The sequence below is a fragment of the Chloracidobacterium sp. genome, from assembly GCA_016716305.1.
Classification (GTDB): domain Bacteria; phylum Acidobacteriota; class Blastocatellia; order Pyrinomonadales; family Pyrinomonadaceae; genus OLB17.
Genome location: JADJWP010000002.1, coordinates 1,406,412 through 1,430,256 on the forward strand (window position 1 = coordinate 1,406,412; position 23,845 = coordinate 1,430,256).

20 protein-coding genes and 1 other RNA gene are annotated in these 23,845 nt (G+C 55.5%); 6 read left to right on the top strand and 15 right to left on the bottom strand.

The features are described 5' to 3' along the window. Nucleotides 1-77: 77 nt before the first annotated feature. Together IPM28_08305 and def are read left to right on the top strand one after the other, a co-directional pair. Nucleotides 78-287, top strand: coding sequence for a hypothetical protein (locus IPM28_08305; GenBank protein ID MBK9172996.1), 210 nt, complete (start codon nt 78-80; stop codon nt 285-287). 71 nt (nt 288-358) lie between these two features. Beyond that, entirely contained in the window at nt 359-850 is a 492-nt protein-coding gene (gene def / locus IPM28_08310) for a peptide deformylase (GenBank protein MBK9172997.1), read from the top strand. A gap of 2 nt (nt 851-852) precedes the next feature. Here def and trmB read toward each other — a convergent pair whose 3' ends face one another. The 3 genes from trmB to fabG are packed head-to-tail and all read right to left on the bottom strand — an operon-like array spanning nt 853 to nt 3,236. Continuing rightward, nucleotides 853-1,476: a tRNA (guanosine(46)-N7)-methyltransferase TrmB gene (gene trmB, locus IPM28_08315; protein MBK9172998.1), complete on the bottom strand. Its 624-nt coding sequence runs from the start codon at nt 1,474-1,476 to the stop codon at nt 853-855. Nucleotides 1,477-1,478: 2 nt separating this feature from the next. Next, nucleotides 1,479-2,480, bottom strand: coding sequence for a rhomboid family intramembrane serine protease (locus tag IPM28_08320; protein ID MBK9172999.1), 1,002 nt, complete (start codon nt 2,478-2,480; stop codon nt 1,479-1,481). Next, nucleotides 2,481-3,236, bottom strand: a complete 756-nt coding sequence (gene fabG, locus IPM28_08325; protein MBK9173000.1) for a 3-oxoacyl-[acyl-carrier-protein] reductase — start codon at nt 3,234-3,236, stop codon at nt 2,481-2,483. Between the two features lie 118 nt (nt 3,237-3,354). Here fabG and IPM28_08330 point away from each other — a divergent pair, with 118 nt between their 5' ends. Then, the gene (locus IPM28_08330) at nt 3,355-4,842 is read left to right on the top strand and encodes a D-aminoacylase (protein ID MBK9173001.1); all 1,488 of its coding nucleotides are present in this window, start codon (nt 3,355-3,357) and stop codon (nt 4,840-4,842) included. A 4-nt stretch (nt 4,843-4,846) separates the two neighbouring features. Here IPM28_08330 and rph read toward each other — a convergent pair whose 3' ends face one another. Further along, complete coding sequence (rph, locus tag IPM28_08335; protein MBK9173002.1) at nt 4,847-5,569, bottom strand: ribonuclease PH; 723 nt, start codon at nt 5,567-5,569, stop codon at nt 4,847-4,849. A 64-nt stretch (nt 5,570-5,633) separates the two neighbouring features. Beyond that, nucleotides 5,634-6,491: a glutamate racemase gene (locus IPM28_08340; protein ID MBK9173003.1), complete on the bottom strand. Its 858-nt coding sequence runs from the start codon at nt 6,489-6,491 to the stop codon at nt 5,634-5,636. A gap of 282 nt (nt 6,492-6,773) precedes the next feature. Here IPM28_08340 and IPM28_08345 point away from each other — a divergent pair, with 282 nt between their 5' ends. Then, entirely contained in the window at nt 6,774-8,741 is a 1,968-nt protein-coding gene (locus tag IPM28_08345; protein MBK9173004.1) for a carboxypeptidase regulatory-like domain-containing protein, read from the top strand. A 3-nt stretch (nt 8,742-8,744) separates the two neighbouring features. Here IPM28_08345 and IPM28_08350 read toward each other — a convergent pair whose 3' ends face one another. The 9 genes from IPM28_08350 to IPM28_08390 all read right to left on the bottom strand — a co-directional run bounded on the left by IPM28_08350 (nt 8,745) and on the right by IPM28_08390 (nt 21,465). Beyond that, nucleotides 8,745-9,956, bottom strand: a complete 1,212-nt coding sequence (locus IPM28_08350) for a hypothetical protein (GenBank protein ID MBK9173005.1) — start codon at nt 9,954-9,956, stop codon at nt 8,745-8,747. A gap of 121 nt (nt 9,957-10,077) precedes the next feature. Continuing rightward, nucleotides 10,078-12,792 (bottom strand): serine/threonine protein kinase, encoded by a 2,715-nt coding sequence (locus IPM28_08355; GenBank protein MBK9173006.1) that lies wholly within the window; start codon nt 12,790-12,792, stop codon nt 10,078-10,080. Between the two features lie 163 nt (nt 12,793-12,955). Then, nucleotides 12,956-13,326, bottom strand: a transfer-messenger RNA (tmRNA) gene (gene ssrA / locus IPM28_08360). Between the two features lie 126 nt (nt 13,327-13,452). Continuing rightward, a complete protein-coding gene (locus IPM28_08365) occupies nt 13,453-14,178 on the bottom strand; it encodes a lipid-binding SYLF domain-containing protein (GenBank protein ID MBK9173007.1) in 726 nt (241 codons plus the stop codon). A 156-nt stretch (nt 14,179-14,334) separates the two neighbouring features. After that, nucleotides 14,335-15,720 (bottom strand): amidophosphoribosyltransferase, encoded by a 1,386-nt coding sequence (locus IPM28_08370; GenBank protein MBK9173008.1) that lies wholly within the window; start codon nt 15,718-15,720, stop codon nt 14,335-14,337. 56 nt (nt 15,721-15,776) lie between these two features. Continuing rightward, nucleotides 15,777-18,068: an FdhF/YdeP family oxidoreductase gene (locus IPM28_08375; protein MBK9173009.1), complete on the bottom strand. Its 2,292-nt coding sequence runs from the start codon at nt 18,066-18,068 to the stop codon at nt 15,777-15,779. 28 nt (nt 18,069-18,096) lie between these two features. Next, nucleotides 18,097-19,002: a formate dehydrogenase accessory sulfurtransferase FdhD gene (gene fdhD, locus IPM28_08380; GenBank protein ID MBK9173010.1), complete on the bottom strand. Its 906-nt coding sequence runs from the start codon at nt 19,000-19,002 to the stop codon at nt 18,097-18,099. Nucleotides 19,003-19,105: 103 nt separating this feature from the next. Continuing rightward, nucleotides 19,106-20,455, bottom strand: a complete 1,350-nt coding sequence (gene fahA, locus IPM28_08385) for a fumarylacetoacetase (GenBank protein MBK9173011.1) — start codon at nt 20,453-20,455, stop codon at nt 19,106-19,108. Nucleotides 20,456-20,547: 92 nt separating this feature from the next. After that, on the bottom strand, nt 20,548-21,465 hold the full coding sequence (locus IPM28_08390) for a hypothetical protein (protein MBK9173012.1): 918 nt from the start codon (nt 21,463-21,465) through the stop codon (nt 20,548-20,550). Between the two features lie 146 nt (nt 21,466-21,611). On the opposite strand from IPM28_08390, the gene ruvC reads away from it, so the two are divergent. Beyond that, nucleotides 21,612-22,112: a crossover junction endodeoxyribonuclease RuvC gene (ruvC, locus tag IPM28_08395; GenBank protein MBK9173013.1), complete on the top strand. Its 501-nt coding sequence runs from the start codon at nt 21,612-21,614 to the stop codon at nt 22,110-22,112. Nucleotides 22,113-22,118: 6 nt separating this feature from the next. Continuing rightward, nucleotides 22,119-22,877 carry a hypothetical protein gene (locus IPM28_08400; protein MBK9173014.1) on the top strand — a complete coding sequence of 253 codons (759 nt, stop codon included), beginning with the start codon at nt 22,119-22,121 and terminating at the stop codon, nt 22,875-22,877. Between the two features lie 9 nt (nt 22,878-22,886). Here the strand turns inward: IPM28_08400 and IPM28_08405 are convergent, their stop codons facing one another. After that, entirely contained in the window at nt 22,887-23,780 is an 894-nt protein-coding gene (locus IPM28_08405) for a pseudouridine-5'-phosphate glycosidase (GenBank protein ID MBK9173015.1), read from the bottom strand. Nucleotides 23,781-23,845 lie beyond the last annotated feature (65 nt).

A 23,845-nucleotide genomic window follows, 5' to 3' on the forward strand; every position in this document is an offset into this window, starting at 1 on the left:
TATCAAGGAGCATATTGGCAATTTTGTTGAAATCACCCTAAACTGATTAGATAGTCAATTCGATTCAGACAAACAAAATGATCACCGCCATTGATCCTAAGACCATCGAGAAACCAGCCGTCCGCTGCGGTACGTGCGACCGCGAAATGACTCATTACAACACGTTCCTTTCGCCGACCAACGAACGATCGAATGTTTGCTGGCAATGCCTTGCACGCGATGAAAAGGGTTTCAATGCAAAACGGGATTTTCGCCGAGGAGCCCGTTCGGGAACGATTCCCAGATAGATCAAGAGCGAGTTTCGATGAGCCAAAGCTTTTAATTCATCTCATTAAGGTAAATTACTGCGTTCTCTCTTATGGCGGTCCGAAAGATCACCGAATACCCCGAAAAGGTCCTTGGCGAGGTTGGTAAGCCGGTCGAAAAGTTCGATCGGGAACTGGCCGAACTATGCTCCGATATGTTCGAGACGATGTATGACGCTGAGGGCGTCGGGCTTGCCGCACCTCAGATCGGGCTGAACCTGCGGCTGTTTGTGATGGACTGCGACGGCATCAAACTTATCGCCGCTAACCCTGAGATAATTCACACGGAAGGCGAACAATCTGGCCAGGAAGGCTGCCTGTCGGTAGGCAAGGTTCCGGCCGTCGTCGTCCGCCCCCTTAAAGCCCGGCTCCGTGCCCAGAATGAAAAAGGCGAATGGTTCGAACGCGACGCCGAAGGCTACGCCGCGCGTGCTTTCATGCACGAAACCGATCACTGCGACGGGAAGCTATTCATCGATCACCTGCCGAAGCTCCGGCGTGACATGCTGGTAAAGCGCTTTAAAAAAGAGAAGAACTGGAAATAGCTTCACAGCCGGGTCCAGGATGCCCGGTAGACAGCGAGCGACTTGTCTTCCACGGCCTTTTCGCGTTCGGTCTTCACAGGAAACGGGTTATGGTCGATCGGCGATTCCAAGAACCGGCCGTCGGCTCGAAATAGCGCAAACATCTCTTCTGCAAGCGATTCGATATCGGTCTGAATGAAAACGCCGCCGCCGCAAGAAAGATGGCGTGCAATGGTCGCGACCATTTCATTGTTCACCATCCGGCGTTTGGCGTGTTTCTTTTTGAACCACGGATCGGGAAACTGGATCGTGACGGCTTGCAGGCTGCCATCGGGGATTCCCTCGAGAAGCCGTCCGAGCCAGAGCATCGCATTGCAGAACGAATAATGCAGATTCTCAAGGCCGGCTTCCTCTGCCAGACGGTTCGCCTCGTCGACGAGCGGATGTCGGATCTCGACGCCGAGGTGGTTCCATTCCGGTTCAGCCTCGGCCATTCGCAGCAAAAACCTGCCGCGTGCGCATCCGATATCGAGCAGCAGCGGCAGGTCCGGATCGGCAAATGCCGTCTCGATGTCGATCGGCGTGGGCTCGCGCCGATAGAACGGTGAGAGCGGATTTACATGTTGATGAACGCGTACGCGAGGCATGGTCAGGCGACGTCCGTTATTCGCAGGATCGCAAACACCGCTTCGGCGATGTAGATCCCGATCGCGACCGTTCCGGCGACGTCGAGTGCCGTGCTGCTTCGCCGAGGATCCGCAGTAAGATCTTTGGGGACCTGGATGAAAGCATATACCGCCCCGACCAGAAATCCCCCGACGTGGGCAAAATTATCGACAAGCTGGTAAGCGATCAGGCCAAAGGCAGCGATGAACCCGACGTTGACAAGCATACTCCTGAGAAAATCGGGCGGGAGTTGCTCCTTTCTCCGATAGGCGTAAATAGCGAGGTAACCGATCAATCCCATGATCCCGCCGGAGGCTCCGACCGAAGTGCCATCGGGCATGAATACGTAGCTAAGCAGCCCGCCGCCGACAACGGCGAGCAAAAACACGATAGCAAGATGCGCACGGTTCGAAAGGTATTCCATCAACCCGCCGAATCCGAAAAGCGCCTGCGAATTGAAATAAATATGAAGCAGTCCGCCATGAAGTGCTCCGCCGGTAAGCACACGCCAATATTCGCCTTTCTCGGCGAAATCGGGCTTTACGAACCCGGCAGCAGCGACCGATTGCTCTAGACCGGCAACGGTCTGAGCAATGAAAACGGCCAGAATGCAGCCGATCAGAATGATCGTGTAATAAGCCGTCGACGTTTCGGAACGGCGAGCAAACTCGATCGCCTCCTCGGAAGGGATGATATCAGCAAGAGAAAGGCTGCGGGCGTAATACAGGCCGTACAAACCGGCGATCGTGGCAAAAAGCCCGAGTATGAAAAACACGCTTCGCAAAAGGACCGAAAAGTCAGGTTCCATGCCGGCCATCGAAAAAAGCAGGAGCCATCCGAGGTGTACGATGACAACTAGCCCGCCGATCCCCAGAGCCCAATACGCTTTTTTCCGGATCGATCGTTTTTGTTCCGCGAGGTATTCCTCCGGTGTGACCGGTGAGACCTCAGGCTCATTTTCGGGGGGTTGAAATTCGTATGACATTTACATCGCCAATCCGCCGTCGGGCTGGATCACCTGGCCGGTCAAGTAGCGGGCCGACGGGGAAAGCATGAAACAAGCGATCTCAGCGACTTCGCTGACGTTACCGAGCCGGCCGAGCGGTATTTGAGAAAGTATCTTCTCGCGATATTCGGCGTTCATTTCAGATGCCATTTCGGTCTCGATCAAGCCGAGAGCGAGTGCGTTGACCGTTATCTTGCGGCTTGCCACTTCTTTCGCGAGCGATTTGGTGAGGCCGATCATTCCGGCCTTTGAGGCCGAATAGTTCGACTGGCCCAGCATGCCGACTACGCCCGAGATCGATGATATGTTAAGGATCGAACCGCCTTCCTCGTTCTTCATCATCGGACGAAGAACGGCTTTTGAAAAATTCCAAGCTCCTTTGAGGTTAGTATCGATCACGGCATCCCAATCTTCTTCTTTCATTCGCAGAATAAGCTGATCGCGCGTGATGCCGGCGTTATTGACCAAAAAATCGACCTTGCCGAATTCGGCGTGAACTTGCTTCACAAAATCGGCAGCCGCCTCGGTATTTGCAACATCGCATTGAGCCGAAAACGCTTTCACGCCCAAAAGCTGGATCTCGGCCGCGAGCCTCTCGGCTTCGTCCGAACTCTTCGAAAAATTGAAAGCTACGTGAGCCCCGCGCGCGGCGAGTTCCAATACGATGGCTTTCCCGATGCCGCGCGTTCCGCCGGTGATGATCGCCGCTTTGCCTTCAAACTGTTTCTCGCTCAAATGTTGAAATCTCCATAGTTAGTATGACCTCATTCTATGTTCGCGAGGGCAGAAGGTCAAAAGCCGTCCGATATGGCGGTGGACTCATTCGGCTTTATTGAATATGATTCACTAGAATATGAACTCAACCTTTGCCTCATTCTTCACTATTGTTCTTGTCATGATCGCGGCCATCGCGGCACCTGCCCAGGTCGGCCCGATACTCATTCAAAACGTCACGATAATCGACGGCAGCGGACGGGCGGCCATCATCGGGGACGTTCGTATTTCGGGAGAAAGGATCGTCGGCGTCGGCCGACTGAAGCCAAACAAGAGCGATCGGGTCATCGATGGCAGCGGGCTTGCGGTTGCGCCGGGATTCATTGATATCCACAACCATTCCGAATCGGGCCTTTTGCGCGAGGGCACCGCGGCCAATCAGGTCTCGCAGGGGATCACGACATTGATGGTCGGACCTGACGGCGGTTCGCCCGACAGGATCGGCGATTATTTGAAAAGCATAGAAGGCAAAGTTGCGGTGAATGTCGGGGCGTTCATGGGTCACGGTACACTACGCACGCTTGTCATGAAAAGCGGCCTGAGGCGTGAGGCGACTCAGGTCGAAACGGCTGCAATGATCGAACTCCTTGATTCCGCAATGCGCGAGGGGGCATTCGGACTCTCGAGCGGGTTGGAATACGATGCAGGTTTTTCAGCGAACATCGACGAACTGATCGCCCTTTCTAAGGTTGCGGCAAAGTATGGCGGCATCTACATGACCCATATGCGCGACGAAGAGGAAGGTGTCCTTCGGGCCATAGCCGAGGCACTGCGGATCGGGCGCGAGGCGAAGTTACCGGTGCAGATCTCTCATCTGAAAATGGGCAACGGCAGCGTTTGGGGCAAGTCGGCCGATGCGATCGCCTTGGTCAATGCAGCACGAAAGGCCGGACAGGACGTCACCGCTGACGCCTATCCGTATACTGCCTGGGCTTCGACGATCACGGTACTTGTGCCGAGCCGTAAACACGAAGACCGGGCCGAGGTCCAGAAAGGGATCGACGCGATCGGCGGGCCTGACAAAGTGTTGATAACAAGCTGCCGGGCGTTTCCGGCATACGAGGGCAAGAACCTCGCTGAGATCGCCGCGATGACAAATAAAACGCCGGTCGACGTGTATATCGAGATCGTTAAGCAAGGTGGTGCCGGCGTCGTCGGCCACGGGATGACGGAATCTGATGTAAAGGCGTTTTACCAAACGCCATGGGTGATGGTCTCGAGCGACGGCGGCATCGGAAGCCGGCACCCGCGCGGCACCGGGACGTTCACACGCGTACTTGGCCGATTTGTGAGAGAGAACAAATGGCTGCAGCTCGAAGAGGCCGTCCGTAAAATGACCTCAATGCCCGCCGCAAGGTTGGGCCTGAAGGACCGCGGTTTGATACGAAAAGGAATGATCGCAGATCTTGTTCTCTTCGATCCAAAAACTGTGATCGACCGTGCATCATTTACCGAGCCCCAGCTGATCTCCGAGGGCATCCGGACGGTCTTCGTCGGCGGATCGCCGGTTTGGGAGAACGGCAAGATAACAGGCTCGCTTCCGGGAAAGATGCTTCGTCATAAATGAACGGTCAGCCCGCAAGCACGCTGCGTTGGATCTCGAACAGCTTATTTATCCCGATCTCTGCAAGTATCAACATCTCGTCCATCTGCTCTCGCGAGAATGGTTCGCGTTCAGCAGTTCCCTGCAGTTCGATGAACTTGCCTGATCCGGTGCAAACGACGTTCATGTCGACATCGGCTTCCGAATCTTCGGTGTAGGCAAGATCGAGTATCGACGTGCCTTCGATTATCCCGACGCTTACTGCCGCAACCTCGCTAAGGATCGGCGATGTCTTAATGACACCTTGTTTTAGCAATCGGCGGCAGGCGAGAGCAAGAGCCACGTATGCACCCGTTATCGAGGCGCATCTGGTACCGCCATCGGCCTGGATCACATCACAATCGATGTAGATCTGCCTTTCGCCCAGTAGCTTGGTGTCTACGATCGCCCTCAAACTTCGGCCGATCAATCGTTGTATCTCCTGAGTCCTGCCCGACGGGCCACGTTGCGTTTCACGCTGGGTTCGGGTATTCGTCGCCCGCGGAAGCATTGCGTATTCAGCCGTGACCCAGCCCAGGCCCTTGTTGCGAAGGAACATCGGAACGCGGTCTTCGACCGATGCGGTGCAGATCACCTTGGTACCGCCAACCTCGATGAGCGCCGAACCCTCGGCATATGGTGAAATGTTCGGCGTGATCTTTGTGTTTCTGATCTGGTCGTAGGTGCGTTTATCTGTGCGTTCGTAGGTCATTAAGTTTATAGAATGCTGTGGTCTCCAAGATTTTCCGGTTCGAGCTGCACGGCAGCGTACGAATTTACTTACCGATCGCGGATAGCTCGATCGCCTCGAGTATTGAGGGCCTTATTCCCAAGAACCGCTCAGCCACCCGGCCAAAACGTTGCGCAGCATCGGTAACAAAAAAATGGTCGATGTCGTCGCATAATCTCCGGCTGCCGGTCACACTGTTCGGGTTCGCGAGGTCTTTTTCACGCAAGAGCGTCACCACCTCGTCCGCGGTCGCCTCGCCTGAATCAATAAGCGTAACATTTTCGCCGACCGTTCGTTGGATCACGTCGCGCAAGATCGGATAATGCGTGCATCCCAACACAAGGGCATCCGGCTTGAGGTCGCGCATTGCCGCAAGGTACCGTTCGGCGATCGAGAAGGTCTCCGGTTCGTTCGTCCAACCCTCTTCTGCAAGCGGGACGAATAGCGGGCATGGCGTCTGGAACACCTCGGCTTCCGGACAAGCACGGTGGATGGCCTCGGCGTACGCACCACTCGCTACGGTCGCCTCGGTTGCTACCACACCGATCCGCGGGCTGTCACACATGGTCACTTCGACCGCCTTTCGCCCGCCCGGGCCGATAACGCCGACCACATCGAGCCCGATCTGCGACCTTATCGACGGCAATGCGAGTGCGGATGCCGTGTTGCAGGCAACGACCAGCATCTTGATCCCTCGTTTTGCCAGAAACTGTGCGTTTTCAAGCGCATATCGTTCGACGGTAGCCAGGGATTTCGTCCCGTAAGGAACACGTGCCGTGTCACCGAGATAAACGAAGTGTTCGTTAGGCAACCGGTCGTGAAGCGCCCGGTAGACCGTCAAGCCGCCCACGCCTGAGTCGAAAATACCGATCGGCAGGCTCTTTATCTCGTTCGGCTTGTCCATTCTGAATCACATCCGGCAGAAAGCAATGAGAATAGAGACCGCGCGGCCGAAAGTCAATTTGGTCGCTCGGAACGATCAGCTTGGCCTGTGACCGGCATCCGGTGCTTGATCCAACTTGAGTGTTAAACACTGTTCAATTTTCGTATTGCCAAACATTTGCGGATTCGATAAAATATTCCTGCCCTTTGCAGGGAGCGACCTTGATCGATCCCCCGCCCGATTACCCGTCGCGGAACCTCAAGCCTTCCGCGCCATCATCTAAAGAAATCCGGAGAAATCTTGATGCGAAAAGCCGTCATCTTCACGACCGTTTCCTTGCTCTCTTTGTGTATCTGCCTTTTGTCGGACTTCGGCCGCTCGTCCGCACAGCGGCTTGGCGACACTGCGATGAATGAAAAGCCGTCGCGTACCGATGACCGGCAGCTCGGCGCTTTGATCCGTTCGCTTACCAACCGCACCACCGACGGGCTCCAAGAATTTGTCACCCCCGGCGACGGCACCGCACTAAACCTCGACGGCCGTTTTCAGAACGTGGTGATCGGTAAAATAAATGCGAAAGGCGATCCGGTTGCCGCATGTGTGACAAGCATCGACGAGGCGAATCAGTTTTTCGGGCGGGACCTTGATACCGGACGCCCGATCGCAACTCCGTTTCCAGAAGAAGACATCGAATCGATCGCGACGCGGCATGGAATGAGCGTCGATGAATTTCTTTTCTACAGCCGAATGGTAAGCGAAGCTGTATTGAACGAGGTCGTTGCCTCCCCCTCCAGTGCGACAATAACCATCGTCAACAATGACGGCGCGAATGAGGGATTTAATGACACCCTCCCGGCCTTTGTTGTCGGTGAGGGCGGGAACAGCGGAACAACCCGCGGTCAGCAGCGGCTTAACGTATTCAATTTTGCCGGTGCTATATGGGGGGCGTTTCTTGATTCCAATGTGCCGATCCTTGTGGGCGCCCAAATGAACCCCCAGACCTGCTCGACGAGCGGTGCGGTACTTGGGTCCGCCGGCACAACCTATCTGATACGTGATTTTGGCGGTGCCGAACTTACCGGCACCTGGTACCATGCCGCCCTTGCAAACAAACAGGCGGGTTTTGATCTCTCGTCGGCAAATCCGGACATCAATACGATATTCAATTCTCAGATCGATACCGGATGCCTTGCTGCAGGCAGCCGATGGTATTACGGCCTCGATAACTCGACGCCATCGCTGAGAATAAACCTGCTTGTCGTCGTCTTGCACGAAATGGGTCACGGGCTTGGATTCTCGACCTTTGCAAACGGCAGCACCGGTACGCTGAACGGAGGCTTACCCGATGTTTGGTCGAGGTTCATGTACGATAATGTGACCGGCCTGCATTGGAATGCAATGACCGACGCTCAGCGGCAAGCGTCTGCGGTAAGCAACGGCGCTCTGCGTTGGGATGGCCCGAATGTGGTGATCTCGTCCGACTTCCTTACGGCGGGCCGCGACACGGCCGGAAGGGTTCATCTTCACGCTCCAACGACCTTTGCCTCGGGGTCTTCGGTCTCTCATTTCAGTACCCTGGCAACACCTAACCTTTTGATGGAACCGTCGATAAATCCCGGTTTGCCGATCGACCTTGATCTATCTAGACAATTGATGCGCGACATCGGCTGGTATCGCGATACGACGACCGACAATGTGCCGGATACGATCACAAATGTGACGCCGAATAGCGGATTTGTGCTCGTCGGCAACAATGTGAATATCACCTGGAACAATACGGGCGGCTTCAACCGAAACGTCACAATAGAACTCTCAACGAACGGCGGGACAACCTATTCGGCGATCGCCACAAATGTCGCCAATTCCGGATCGTTTGCCTGGACGGTACCGGGAACGACGACCACTCAGGCAAGAATTCGCGTCCGCGAAGCTGGATTTGTCGCGCCGGCGGGTGTCTCGTCTGCAAATTTCTCGATCTCGTTGGTACCCAGCTCAGGACGGGTGAGTGTTTCCGGACGTGTTTACGAAAGCAGCGGACGCTCTATCGCCAGTGCCACGGTCCGACTTGTCGGTGAAAATGGTGAGACGTTTTCAGCGATCACGAATGCCTTCGGATACTACACGATCGGCGGACTGCGTGGCGGCTCGAGCTATACTGCGACCGTTGCTCACAAGGGTTATGCGTTCGAAACACGTTTCATTACGCTGGAGAACGATCTGACCGGGCTAGATTTTGAACCATCACAAAGCGTCTCGAGAAAGAGTAAATAAACGCTATCGTTTGAAACGATCTCGTTTCATCAGCCAAACCGCGATCGCCACTGCCAGGATGGCCAAGGCCGCGATGATCATCACGGCTCGGTTGGTCAATGTGCCGCTTGCCGTGTCAGTTTGCGGCTGCTCAGGCCCCGCCGGAGTGACCGCCAGGCTTGCTTTCAGCTGATCTCGCGACCTTTCCAAAATCTGCTTTACGCGTTCTTTGCCCTGCTGTTCTGCAACCGAGCGTGCAATTCCGCCAAGCAGGCCGCCTAAAGCATCCGAGCGCGTCCGATCTGCAAAAACGAGGTACGCCTCCGACTTACCGTCGTCTGCAAATCGAAACAAGAAGGAAAGGGTCAGAGACGAATCGATATAGCGGCTGGCATATATTTGCCGAGTTGCGATCGCGAATCGCTCTCCGCCGCCGCTTTTTTCTGCATCGGCGGCAACGTGCGAGATCGCGATCATCGGTTTCAGGCCGAATTCGACCGTCGACCAATACAAGGCGTTCTCGACATCGTCGTCACCCTTCGGGAAATTCTGAAGAAACGAATACAACTTTGGCGCTGCGTCGCGCAGGAACAGCGATCTGCTCAGAAGCGATCGGTGGTCTTCCCCGATCGGTACCGGTTTCCGCCGGTTCACGAGCGGTTCAAGCGACGCTGCCCCACGCGCTTCGTATGCCGCCGCGATCTCGGCCAAAAGCGTCCGATAGGCTTCGCTCATTTTCTGGCTGCGATCCACCGCCGATCCATCGACCGACGCGTTGATCCGAACGATCATCTTCTCGGTCATGTTCAGATCGCAGTTGCCGACGAAGCATCTCTCTAATTCCTCGATGTCCTTTTCTTCAAGTTCGAGTGATCGCAGGTCATCGTTGATCGGCGGCGAGCTGAATTTCGCTCCGGGACCGATCTCGTCGCTGCGTTTCTGTGAAAAACTCGCTCTGAATCGATCTAATGTGACACTCCCGTCAAGTGTGGTTCTTACAACGCCGACCACTGCGGTCTCTTGTTTATCGCCGGTCTTGATGGTCTTGACGACGGTCTGTCCCGCCTCGAGAGCGGCTAGGTCTTCGGGCGCGAACGCCGCTTTCTCTCTCAGGTGTTTCAGAAAATAGCTGCGATCGAACTGCGCAGCTGCGTCCGTAACCGCCGTGGCGATCGCAAGCACGGTCACCACAAGTCCGATCGAGCCGGCTATCGGCAGCTGACGCATGACGCCCATAGGCGTCGATTATAGCCGAACAACCGAGTTTTGACGGAATTTGAAAAGCTGTGGATACGAAATGGTGGAGGCGGCGGGAATCGAACCCGCAGGCAAAATAGTGGCGTTGAACCACTTAACATTAGCTGCCAGGAGACGGATCGAGCAGCCGCCCGAGGTCGAACCGCGCCCCGCCAAGCGAGACGACAAAGCCGTACGCAACTATAGCTAACGTGACCAACAAGCCTGCGATCGACGCTTCGAAGTAGATGCTCTCGGGATTGAAAATAAATGGCCTGTTCGCAAGCGTAAAATAGAAAAGCTGGTAAACCAAAAGGCCGACGATCCCAAACCGCATCAGGGCGGCGATCATAATCCCCACCATTAAAAGAAGGACGAATAGCTCAACCCCTAACGGAAGATCGCCCCAGCGGCCAAAGCCACCGCCGCCGCCGAGACCGAAAACGCACGCGAAGACCACAATTGCGATCCATTTTCGACGAGTTATGAACAGAAAGATAAAGATAACGAAAGTAATAATGAGTGTCGACAAAAGTGCCGCAGGGAGCCACGAGAAAGAGTCCGCAACACCGGGCAAAAAGCCATCCCACCTAAAATAGTGCGACGCGGTTGGAGTCGGCTCTCCCATCAGCCAGTGCGGGAGAAACGCATGCAGCGTTCCAATGGCATACACGACAGTTCCGAGCAACGCGCCCATCAGAATATCGCGCCCGATCATCGGGTCACGCACATCGCCGGCCACGAGACGGCTCCAGGAGATAAGCAATTCGGGCCACATCCGCCTGATCTGTGGTTCAAGAGCGCTGTACATTAACCCAACAAGAACCGAGAGAAAAACGCTGTTTCTCAGAATGACGAGTAGTATCCACATCTCGCCGACCAGGCTTATTGAATGATCGGCCAGAAAGAGTCCGGAGAAAAAGCTGACAATAAAGAAACACACCATCACCCGCACGCTGCCGCCGATATCACCTCTGCCCGATCGGAAGTTATGCCAGGAGAGCACGATTATCCCGATGCCTATTAGGAACGAAAAGACCAAAACTAATATTTGGATCGCGATCGGCGGTACCATCCTCTGCTGATCGGTTTGGCCGTCCCCCGAAGCCCAGGGCATTATGATCTGAAACCATACCGGCTTGCCGTCATAGGCTGCAGCTTCGATCTGTACACTCATTGATGGATCGGAAATGAATGGACCTTTCCATTTCGCTTTCTCTTCGGCAAAAACCGGCGGCAGATGGTCTGGATCTAGTTGTTCGTACTTTGTAATGTCGAGTCCGGCTTCTGTAAATAGCTGCTGCCAATTCGTCGGCGTCGTCTCGCCTGCAGGCCCTGATCGCTTTTTCGGGATGGCCTTGAACTCGAGCAGCCTTCCGACCGGGTCGGTCAACACTCTTAACTCGCCGGGAACCTCCATCACCGGGTCTTGGGCAGTGACTTCTGCGCTTGCCGAGGGAACTATGGGTTGAGGCGATTCGCGGTAACGAAACATTCGCAATCCGGGCTGGCCGGTCTTCATTAGTTCCCAAGCATTCTTGAGACTTTCGTTTTTAGCGAAACCCTGCTCAGCGAACACCGCATCGAGAGCAAAACCATACTTTACGTCCGCAGGTTTCTCGGGATACCCGAGATTTGCCGCGATAGTTCGCGATCGGGCAACTAAAAGCTCTCCTGATTTTTCTTCGGTTGGAATGACCCAATACTTATATTCAAAAAACGCATTGAATGTAAGGGCGAGAAGGATAGCTGCCAGAACAAGTCCGGCCGTTCTCAAACTTAGAGTCCCCTTCTTCGGAGCCGCGGCAACCATCGCCGGCGACGGTGTTTCACCCGCTGCGATCGCTGCCTCGAGCGGATTCCCGCCCGGCAGCATCAGGGCGACTTGCAGTGCGTTCTTTGGCCTTTCCTCCGGATCTTTTTCGAGGCACTGGAGAATGGTCTTCTCGACCAGCGGATCGATGTCTTTAAGGATCTCGGACGGATTCGTGGGTGTCGTGGTCTGATGCTTAACGAGCAGTTCCGGCAAAGAATCAAACTGAAAAGCTTGTTTGCCGGTGAAGATCTCGTAGAGAAGAAGCCCGAGAGAATAAATGTCGCTCTTCGGCGTAACACCCTTGCCGTCGAGTTGTTCCGGCGACATATAGGCCGGTGTGCCTGAGCGGAAGTCGTCGCGCGTAAGATCGCTCTCGACACCCGCAATCCCAAAATCGGTTATCCGAGCCTTGCCCTTTGAATCGATGATGATGTTCGCCGGTTTCAGATCGCGATGCAGGATGCCGGCTTCGTGGATCGCGTGAAGTCCGAGGCACAGTTGGCGGGATGTCTCGATCGCCTTATCCGACGGCAGCCGCCCGATCCGCCTCAGGAGCATCGAAAGGTCGTCGCCCTCGATAAACTCCATGGTGATGAAGTAAACGCCGTCGGCCTCGGCGATGTCGAACACGCGGCAGACGTTCGGGTGAGCCACCTGACGTGCCGTCCTGACCTCGCTGCGAAACCGTTTGAGCGCGGTTTCGTCCTTCGCGATCGCCGCCGGCAGGAACTTGAGTGCGACGGTCTGGCCGAGCTCGAGGTCGTCGGCCTTATAGACCTCGCCCATGCCGCCTTTTCCGATCGGCATGATCAACCGGTATCGCCCCGCAAGCACGGTGCCGGGAGAGAAACCGCCCTCGTGACCCGTCGCGAAGGCGGATGACATCAACTCGGTCCGTTCGCGGCTCCGATCGTCAGAAAGCTGCGTCGCTTCGAACTCGCTCGATAGATCAACTCCACATGCTGAACATGTTGGCGAAGATCCAACGATCCTCGTATTGCACTTGGGGCAGCTTTTCATATCGATCTTTTTCGCGTGGCTTTGAGGTATCAGTCCAGCGTAAGAGACTTTTTCGGAAATGGTACTACATAGTAGAGTTCCCAAAAAGCGGTTTTGGCAACGGTCGGCGTTCCAAAACAAAAAGCGGATTCCGGGAAATTCCGAAAACCGCTTTTAAAAATGATGGTGGAGGCGGCGGGAATCGAACCCGCATCCAAAGGTTGCGACCAGTGAAATCTACACGTTTAGTCGATTCACTTTAAGTTCGCCTTCGAAGAGCAGATGAACCGACAAGACCTCTTCGAAAGCTAACCCGGCTAACTTTAAGCCGCGTCCGCAGGTGGAGGACGCGCCCGAGCCCGAACTGAGTTATGCCTTGGCCGGTCGCATCAGGCTGACTTCCGGTAAGACATTGCTGTAGCTAAAGTTAATTAGGCAGCAAGAGCTAATTCTTGATTAGCATTTGTGTTTTGCGTGTTTTTTTAACGAGCTAACAAGCAAGCCCGACGTGCATTCAAAGATCTATACAAGCCCCTGTCGAAGCCTGTCGCCCCCATTTCAGGATCATTCGTTTATGACGAACGTCCTTGGCGGAGTGCCAGTGTACGAGATTCAGATGAAAAATGGAAGCCCCCGGTTCGCCGTTATCAATACGGCGAGCACGGGGACTTTCGGATCGGATCACTTCGCGTGGCGAGTGATCGTCTGCTGAAGACCTCTAGTCGCTGCCGGTATCGAAGCCAGCGGCACTTTGTTGATGCCGGTCAACAGCTCCTTCGCCGGATAACCGTATAGAGCCATATTTCGGTCGTTATCAGGGCTGATGACTCCGCCCGTAAGCGAGATGCCGGCAAAAAGACCCTTGCTTCGAGAATAAGATAGTATCTGAGCCTTGAGTTGGGCATCGGTCGATGCCTTGGCCGTTCGGCCCACCGGACCCGCCGCGGCCGATGCCTCGCCTCCGATCTCGAAGCGGTCCTCCAGTAGATTCTTGAGGCTGTTTTCTGTCATGAACAGCATCACGAAGTCGGTTTGCGAAGCACCGATCTGGAACCCAACGCTGCCGCTGGCAATTTTGAACGCTGTCGGAGCGCTCCATCCACTTTGGAGCCGCCTCGATATTAGGCCCTGGCCTCCGCTGCCGCCAATGCCAAAAGCCGCCTTCACGACCCCGGGAAAAATAGCGATCGCCTTTGCATCCTTTAGCAATGCTTCCGGGATAGAATTTGCTGGGATTCTCATTAGTTCATCAAGCGTTTTCGATGCCGACCTCGCGGTTTGGCTGGCCTTCTTGACCTGGCTTGCTTTTTCCTTATCGCTCATTTGTGCGAAGGCGGAATGGCCGGCGACCGACACGATCGAAACTACGCCGAGCAAAAATATTATTGTTTTAAAATGTTCTTTCACGACAACCTCCTTGTAGGGTCAAATAATGCAGGTAAACGGTCGCAATAAATACGGCCCGGGGAAAGGTGAACAGCAACTGTTGCTTGCTAACAGCCTATTCCTCTCGATCGTTGATGTCAACGGAAAGACCTCGTTACCTGGCAGTTGTGAGTGCGATCATGCGGCGTGGCTGTTAGCGATGAGCGTCGGGTATTTGCCCGACCAGCATGCGGTACACGAACCGGTCTGCCCAAGCCCGATCGCGGCCAACATTCCCTCATGCGAGAGATATCCCAGCGTATCGGCACCGATATATTCGCGAACTTCTTCGACGGACATTTGGGCAGCGATCAACTCGCCCTGGCTGGGCGTATCGACCCCGTAGTAGCACGGTGAGATCGTCGGAGGGCATGAAATGCGCATGTGTACCTCGGCGGCACCCGACTCGCGGACCATCTGAACGATCTTCTTCGATGTTGTTCCGCGGACGATCGAATCATCAACGAGGACGACTCGGCGGCCGTTGATCAGATCCTTTATCGGATTAAGTTTGAGCCGGACGCCGAAGGATCGGATCGATTGCGAAGGTTCGATAAATGTCCGGCCGACGTAATGATTGCGAATGATCGCCTGCCGGTAATTTATACCCGACTCGGCTGCATACCCGATCGCTGCCGCGACGCCCGAATCGGGAACGGGCACGACGAGGTCTGCGTCGACCGGTCGTTCAATGGCAAGCTGGCGACCCATCTTGTGACGCGATTCATTGACCGAGCGGCCGAAAATGATCGAATCGGGCCGCGAAAAATAGACGTGCTCGAACGTGCAGACCGAGCGCGGTTTTTCTGCGAAAGGCTTAGATGAATGCAGCCCGTTTCCGTCGATGATGAGCATTTCACCTGGTTCGACCTCGCGGATATATTCAGCATCGATAAGGTCAAAGGCACAGGTTTCCGACGCGACGCACCACGCGTCCTTTAGTTTGCCGAGCACAAGCGGCCGAAAACCGCGCGGGTCGCGAACCGCAACAAGAGCTCCGGGTGTAAGAAAAAGCAGCGAAAATGCACCTTCTGTATCGGCAAGGACCTTTTTGACCGCCTCGATCGCATTGACGGCCGGCGTTCGGGCGATGCCGTGGAGGATCGTTTCGGTATCGGACGTCGAGGAGAAGATCGCGCCGCTTTGCTCAAGCTCACGGCGGCGAGCTTCGGCAAAAGGGAGATTACCATTGTGGCAAACGGCGATCTGTCCGTGTTGGCAGGTTACGGAGAACGGCTGGACCTCTTTGATCGTGTTGCGGCCGGCCGTCGAATAACGGGTGTGGCCGATCGCAGCCGAGCCGACCAACTTCTTTAGAACCTCTTCGGTAAGAACATCTGCGATCAAGCCCTGCGAACGGTACTGGTGCAGATCCTCGCCGTCGCTGGAAACGATGCCGCAAGCTTCCTGCCCGCGATGCTGGACGGCGAAAAGCCCAAGCTGGGTCAACGTTGACGCTTCGGGATGGCCGAAAATGCCGAAAATTCCGCACTCTTCGTGAAACTTATCCAGGATCAGATCCATTTCCTCTATTTTGCCACAACAGATTCAGATGAGGCGAACGCCCAGAAAAATGGTGTCTAAGCATCGCCGCTCTTTGCGACCGAGACAACGATGCATTTCGACGTCGGGGTAAAGCTGCGGCGGGCCACGCTGCCGAGCGGAACAAGCGGATTAGCCTCGGGAAAATAGGTCGCCGCACATCCCTTGGGGATCAAATACGGCACCACCGAAAAGCCGTCTGCATGCCTATCGGCATCGTCCCAGTGGCTTGTTATATCGACCTTCTCCCCGGCCGTGAGGCCTTGTTCTTCGATGTCGTTCTCGTTCATAAAGATCACGCGGCGCCCGCCGTCAATGCCGCGGTAACGGTCATCGAGCCCGTAGATCGTCGTGTTGAACTGGTCGTGCGAACGGATCGTTGTCATCAGCATTCGGCCCGGCGGGACGTCGATCTTTTCGAGCAAATTAGAGGTGAACATTGCTTTGCCGGACGCGGTCGGAAAATCACCGTCACGCGGCGGGTTCGGCAGATAGAAACCGCCCGGTTTCCGAATACGCTGGTTGTAATCCCTAAAACCAGGAACAACGCGTGCGATTGCTTCGCGGACCTCGTCGTAGTCGTCGGCAAACGCCTGCCAGTCGGCCGTACTCTCATCGCCGAGCGTAGCTTGCGCCAGCTGACATACGATCCACGTCTCGCTGCGGAGATGTTCGCTCGCCGGCTCGAAGATGCCCTTCGACAATTGAACATTAAGCATCGTACTTTCTGTCGAGACGAACTGTTCGCCGCTTGCCTGACGATCGATCTCCGATCGGCCGAGACATGGCAGTATGATCGACGTCCGGCCCGGTGTCAGGGCGGTTCGATTCAGCTTTGTGATCACCTGTACGGTCAGGTCACAGCTTCGCAATGCGTCGGAAACAGCGTCGGTATCCGGGGAAGCGGCGGCGAAATTCCCGCCCATCGCGAAAAAGACCTTCGCACGGCCATCACGCATCGCGGCGATGCTCTCGACCGTATTGAGGCCGTCGGCAGGCGGAGTTTTGAAGTCGAATTCCCGTTCGAGGTTTTCGCGAAATACCGGATGCATTTTTTCCCAGATGCCCATCGTCCGATCGCCCTGGACGTTCGAGTGCCCCCGGACCGGACACAGGCCCGCGCCCGGACGTCCGATCGAACCGCGAAGCAGATGCAGATTTACGATGTCCTGTATCGTCGCAACGGCGGCCGTATGCTGCGTCACACCCATCGCCCAGCAAGTGATGAACGAGCCCGCTGCAATTATCATCCCGGCGGCCTCATCGATCTGTTCACGCGTGAGCCCCGAGGCTGAAACGATCTCATCCCATTCCGTTGCTTCGATACATCGTAGCAACCCGTCGTATCCGGTGGTCTTCGACTCGATAAAGCCGTGATCAAATACCGTGCCGGGCTCGGTACGCTCACGTTCGAGCATTGCTTTCATCAAGCCTTTCAAAACTGCCATATCGCCGCCGATGCGGACGGGCAGGTGAAGATCGGCCAGTTTAGCCGGCTTAAGGCCGAGAATGCCAAGCGGGCTGCCGTGCTGCGGGTTGGGGTCGACGAAACTCGTCAGCCCGACCTCAGGCAGCGGGTTGATCGCGATCATCTTCGCACCTGATCGCTTTGCCGACGCCAGTGACGCGAGCATTCGCGGCGCGTTCGTGCCCGGATTCTGGCCGATCACTATCACGAGATCGGTCGCTTCGAAATCCTCCAATCGGATGGTCGCCTTGCCCAATCCGATCGATTCGGCCAGGGCAACGCTAGTCGATTCGTGACACATGTTCGAGCAATCCGGAAGGTTGTTCGTGCCGAACATCCGCACGAAAAGCTGATACAGGAACGCGGCCTCATTTGATGTTCGGCCCGAAGTGTAAAAGATCGCTTCGTCGTGCGAGGCAAGCGAGTTGAGTTTTTCCGCGATCAGGCCGATCGCCTCGTCCCAAGCGACCGGTTCATAGTGCGTGGAGCCCTGCCGTAAAATAAGCGGCTCCGTGATGCGGCCCTGTTTGTTCAGCCAAAAGTCGCTTTTGGCCGCAAGTTCATCGACCGAATGCTCGGCAAAGAATTCCCACCCGATCTTCGCCGTCGTTGCTTCATCGGAGAGTGCTTTTGCGCCATTTTCACAGAATTCGTTTATAGTGCGGTGTTCGGGGTCGGGCCAGGCGCACGACTGGCAATCGATGCCGCCTTTCTGATTTAGGCTCAGCATGCCGCGAGTGCCGCGGACGATCCCCATTTTTCCGTAAAGATGCTTCAAGGCATTGGTCACTGCATGAATGCCCGCCGAGACCTCGGGCGGCGGTGTGATCTTCAATGGGGCTTCGTCTTGGTGTTTAGCCATGGTCAAGCACGCGGGTTTTCACTTTCGGTCATGATTTTGTCGCGATTCTCTGCTCGCCGCAATAAATATTAAAACGTCCGTCGCGGACAAAACCGACCAGCGTCATTCCAAATTCGTCGGCGAGTTCGACCGCAAGGCTCGACGGAGCTCCGACGGCGGCGAGGATCGGAATGCCGGCCATCAAGGCTTTCTGCACCAGCTCGAAACTCGCCCGGCCGCTAACGAGCAAGACCTTGTCAGACAGCGGCGGTTGGCTTTCTAGAAACTTCGCCCCGATCACCTTGTCGAGCGCGTTGTGCCTGCCCACGTCTTCGCGAACTATGTCGAGCGTTCCGTCTGCGTTGAACAATGCCGATGCGTGGAGGCCGCCGGTTTTGTCGAACGTCGATTGAGCGGCTCGGAGTACGTCGGGCAGGCGATGGATGGTCTCGGCGTTGATCGTCAGTTCACTTTCGACCTTCGCTGCACCGGACTGCAATGCTTCGATCGACGATTTCCCGCACACTCCGCAGCTTGATGTGGTGTAAAAATGCCTTTCGAGTTTCTTGAGATCAAGTTCGACGCCGTCGGCCAGATCGACTCTGATCGTATTGGCAGAAACACGACCGGTAGGGAGTGTGCCCCGTGCAACAAACGGAATTTCTCGCAATAGGGCACCCTCGCTACCGCTCAGGTTTCCGCCTTTGCCGCAATGACGGATCTGCTTTATCTGTTCGGGAGTTTTAATTATGCCTTCGGTGAAAAGAAAACCTGCGGCAAGCTCGGCGTCCTCACCAGGCGTCCGCATCGTGATCGAGATCGCCCGATGCGTCCCGTCCGCAAACCCAAGCCTGATCTCCAGCGGCTCTTCAACCGCGAGCACGTCCGAAAACTCAAGCCCATCCGACCCCGTTACGGTCGCGCGACTTTCAGAAACTGCTGTTGCGGGTTTCACAATTGAATTCTACCAAACCTATAAGAAGGAACCACGAACGAACACGAAAATACACGAACAGTTGAACTTGTTCGTGCTATTTCGTGTATTTTCGTGGTTGCTCTTAATCTGCCGGCAGTATTCGTCCGCGGCATTCGCCGAGGCCAATCCGCCGGAAGCCTTCGCGTTCGCAATAGCCGCGCATGATGATCTCGTCGCCGTCTTCGAGGAAGCGTCTTTGTTCGCCGCTCGGAAGTTCGATCGGTTCGGTGCCGCGCCAGGTCAGTTCCAGCATGCAGCCGCGTTCCGACTTTTCTTTACCACTGACGGTGCCGGTGGCCATCAGATCGCCCGTTTGCAGGTTGCAGCCGTTCGACGCGTGGTGCGTGAGCATTTGGCCGATGGTCCAGTAAAGGTCTTTCGTATTCGAGCGCGAGAGCATGTGCGGTTCGATGCTTTCGGCTCGCATCTTTTCGGTTTGAATATAGACCTCAAGATTGATGTCGAGGCCGCCGAGCTTTTGATTTTGCTCGCCGTTCAGGTAATCGAGCGGCTGCGGATCGTCGGCGTCGCGTTCGAACGCTTTCGTTCTAAACGGTGCGAGAGCTTCCATTGTGACGACGTAAGGCGAGATCGTGGTCGCGAAATTCTTTGCCAGAAAAGGTCCGAGCGGCTGGTATTCCCACGCCTGAATATCGCGAGCGGACCAATCATTTACGAGGCACACGCCGAAGATGTGCTCCTCCGCCTCGCCGATCGCGATGCTGCTGCCAAGCTCATTTCCCCTTCCGACGAAGAACCCAAGCTCCATCTCGTAATCCAGATTCTTCGCCGGAATAAAAACCGGCGGCTTCTCCGCATCACTCCGATTCTGTCCCTTCGGCCTTTTTATATCCGTCCCCGAGATCACAATACTCGAAGCCCGCCCGTGATACCCGATCGGCACATACTTATAGTTCGGCAGCAGCGGATTGTCAGGCCTGAACATCGACCCAACGTTCGTCGCGTGATAGATCGAGCTGTAGAAGTCAGTGTAGTCGCCGATCTGGTCGACCGGTAGTCGAAAGTAGGCCTCAGTCAACGGTCGGAACGCTCGCTCAACGCCTGGGTGATCTCTTAAAGAAGGATTATCATGTCTCAAAAGGTCAGAAACGCGACGGCGGATTCCCGATGCTAGATCGCCATGCATCACACTCCAATCCAATCCGGGGTCATCCGCGAAAGACGGATAAACTTCCGAGCGAACGTCCTTCAGAAAGGAAAGCTTTGTCCCATCAAGCCACTCAGCTTCGAGCGCAGCTAAATCAAGCACGCGGTCCCCAATCGCCACCCCAATACTTTCGATCGCGACTGCCTTCGAGTTACCGATGACACAAAACGGCAGATTCTGTATCGGAAAGTCCGTATTCGGGTCGTTGGCGGATTCGACCCAGCTTTTGAGGTTAGGGTCGTGCGTTTCGTTTATCTCGTGCATCGTTTTGTAATTCTACACCCTTGTTACCGAGCGGGTTTCTGCCTCTATCATCACTCAGGCGGAAACCCGACCTGTAGGGAGGGTGTCAGCCTTTAGAGCAATCCCATCGCTCGGAGGTCTTCTACCGGTTCGTCGAACGAGCACGATCCGAAGGAGTGCATACCGCGCGTTCGCAATAGGGCGAGATGGGCGTTGGTAAGAAAGTGTTCGCTGCGCCATGCGACACCTGCCGGCGAAAATGAAAACACCTCTTCAAACTCTTCTTCCATCAGCTCTTCCAGCAGCGACGGGCGAAAACTCTCGCGCGCAAATGCCGTCATCAGCAGTGTGTTAAGAAAACCGTGCATCGTGCCTTGCGGCGCGTCCGGTGCATAGGTGAGGGGTTTGAAGCATCGAAGCGGATGATGAAGGCCCGCCGTAGCTTTGAACGGGAGATTAGCCGCCATGCAGGTACGGACAAACCTGACGATCTCGCGCGACGGCGGAAAATCTTCGGTGGTAACACCGCCCGTTCTGATCTTTGCACGCTGTCCGCTCATCGCGAGCGCCGTTACCAGATCAACAAACTCATCGCCCATCGAGATCTCAAAGTATCCGTTGATCTCGGGCGGCAATGCGGTCAGCGTGTTGTCCAGCTTCGAAAGCGTGTTGGCTTTGACCTCGAGCGCATCGATAACTACACCCTTTGGGTGAAGCCGGCCAAATTCGTTTATCGTCCGCATCGTCGCGGCAATGTCCTCGCCCGCAAGTACGCTCAGCCGCCAATCATCGCTGCCGTCACGCGAGATGAATTCCTCGGCAAACTCGATGAATTCGTCCAATCTTGCGACCGGAATAATGAATCGTCCGAGCATCCAGCCGTAGTTGCTGTTACGGTACGTGGCATAATTCAGAACGGCTTCCTGCATCGACACCTGCGAGGGCGGAAACAATCCCGCGTAGTCGATTATCTCTGAAAGCAGTATCCGGACTGATTCGAGCGGCTTGTTTAACTCGGTCTTGGCGTTCATTATCTGTTGATTCTGCGATCGTTTGCTACAAAATGATAATGTTTATCGGGTCGATTTACAAATTTGGTGTCGCCCGCCGAGATCGGCTTGTCATCGGCCCCGACATCGGTTATCTTTTCTAAATTCACCAGGCGAATATTTAATAAATGCGTGTTTTAGGCATCGATCCCGGAAGCGAAACGCTCGGTTGGGGCGTTGTGGAGGGAACGGGGTCAAGATACTCGGCGGTCGGCCACGGCACCGTCCGTTCGAACAGGCGCGATGCGTTCGCTAAGCGTCTATCTAACATATTTGCCGGTGTCGATGAGGTGATCGGACGCTACAAACCCGACGTTCTTTCGATCGAGGACGCGTTCTATGCGGTAAATGTGAATGTCGCGATGAAGCTTGGTCAGGTCAGAGGTGTGGTACTCCTCCTTGGCGAACAGCGTGGGCTGACGATCGCCGAATATGCACCGCGATTGATAAAGCAGACGGTTGTCGGCTATGGAAATGCTGAAAAACACCAGGTCGGCGAGATGGTAAAGGTGCTGCTGGGCCTGCGATCGGTTCCGGAGCCGCACGATGCCGCCGATGCCCTCGCTATAGCGATCTGTCATTTCCATCACAGCGGAGCATCCGAAAGAATAAAGAAAGCACTTGGCTAGATCGATATGAAAGTATCTTTCCTGCTTATTATCCTGCTGCTGGCTTCCACCGCAGCCGAGGCCCAGCGTCGCGGTGCGTCCGCCGCCCGCCCGCAGCGAACAACCGCCGTTCGTGCTCCCGAGATCGGAAAAAATGCGGTCGTGATCGATGAGACCCTTTCGGTTCTTCGCGATAAGCCGAGCCTCTTTGGCAATGCTATCCAGCGAATGCGTCGCGGACGCACGGTGAAGATCATGTCTGTCGCTGAGGCCGACGGAGTCAGGTTCTACAGGGTTTCGGCTCCACCGACGAATTCAGGTTGGGTGCAGGCAGATGCCGTATTCGGATCGTTTCGCCCGGACGATGAAGAACGCCTCGCGCGGCTTGTGCAGGCGTCGCGCGGATTCGAACAGGTCGAGGCCGCAACCCATTTCTTTCAGATGTATCCGGCATCGAGGTTCCGTCCCGCGATCCTGCTGTTATTCGGCGATATACTCGAGGACACGGCAGGAAGATTGACCCGCGAGGCGACAACGCGTCTGGACCGCCGCGAGATGGCTGCCTCCGCGGCACCGCTTCACAGCTATTATCTTAATTACGTCGGACTCGATCGCTACCGGCGTCTTGGCATCACATTCGTCTTTAATTCATCGACGGTGCTCTTCCATTACGATGGTCATTCATGGAAAGAGATCGTGTCCAAATTTGCCGGATCGCCCGAAGCCGAAGAGGCCAAAAAGCGTCTCGAATCTCTGCGTGAAAAGCTGGATCGGAAAGCGAAGTAGCAGGGACCGCTATATCGCGCACGCGATACGGGCCGCGATGCGTGCATTGTTCTCAAGCAGGGCAATGTTAGCCAGAAGGGTCTGGCCATTGCTCCGGGCGGACATTTCGGAAAGCAGAAACGGCGTTACGTCCTTGCCCTTGATCCCGAGTTCGTCTGCGGCCGCCATCGATTCGGCCAAGATGCGTTCGACGTCGGCTGACCCGACCGCAAACTCGTCCGGAACCGGGACCGTAACGATCACAGCACCTTTGAGCCCGAGGCCGTCACGGGCAGCTGCTATTCTGGCAGCGTCCTTCGCAGTCTCGATCCGGTCATCGACCGGCAGGCCGCTTGAAACGGTATAGAACGCGGGCATCATATCGCAATTCCAACCCAATATCGTCACGCCGTAGGTCTCAAGCCATTCGCGCGTCGCCGGCAGATCGAGTACGACCTTTGCACCCGAGCAGACGACTATGATAGGTGTCTGAGCTAGTTCGGGCAGATCTGCCGATACATCCGTCGCATCGCCCCGATGAACACCGCCGATACCGCCGGTGGCAAATACGCTGATCCCGGCTTCGCGGGCAATGAACGCCGTGGTCGATACGGTGGTCGCACAGTTGAGCTGTCGAGCAACGGCTATCGGCAGATCGCGTCGCGAGATCTTTCTGATCTCTTTTTCTGTAACCAATTTAGCGATCTGATCTTCATTCAGGCCGACACATATCTCGCCGTCGAAAATAGCGATCGTTGCCGGGACCGCGCCATTGTCACGGACGATCCTTTCGAGCTTATATGCGGTCTCGATATTCTGCGGGTACGGCAGGCCATGTGCGATCACGGTCGATTCGAGCGCGACAAGCGGGCGTCCGAAATGGATCGCACCCGACACTTCTTCGCTATAGTTGAATTTCATCACAACAAGTGTGCCAGGTTTGCATCAGATCGATCCCGATCCCTAACTTTTGATGTCCGGGGGCAATG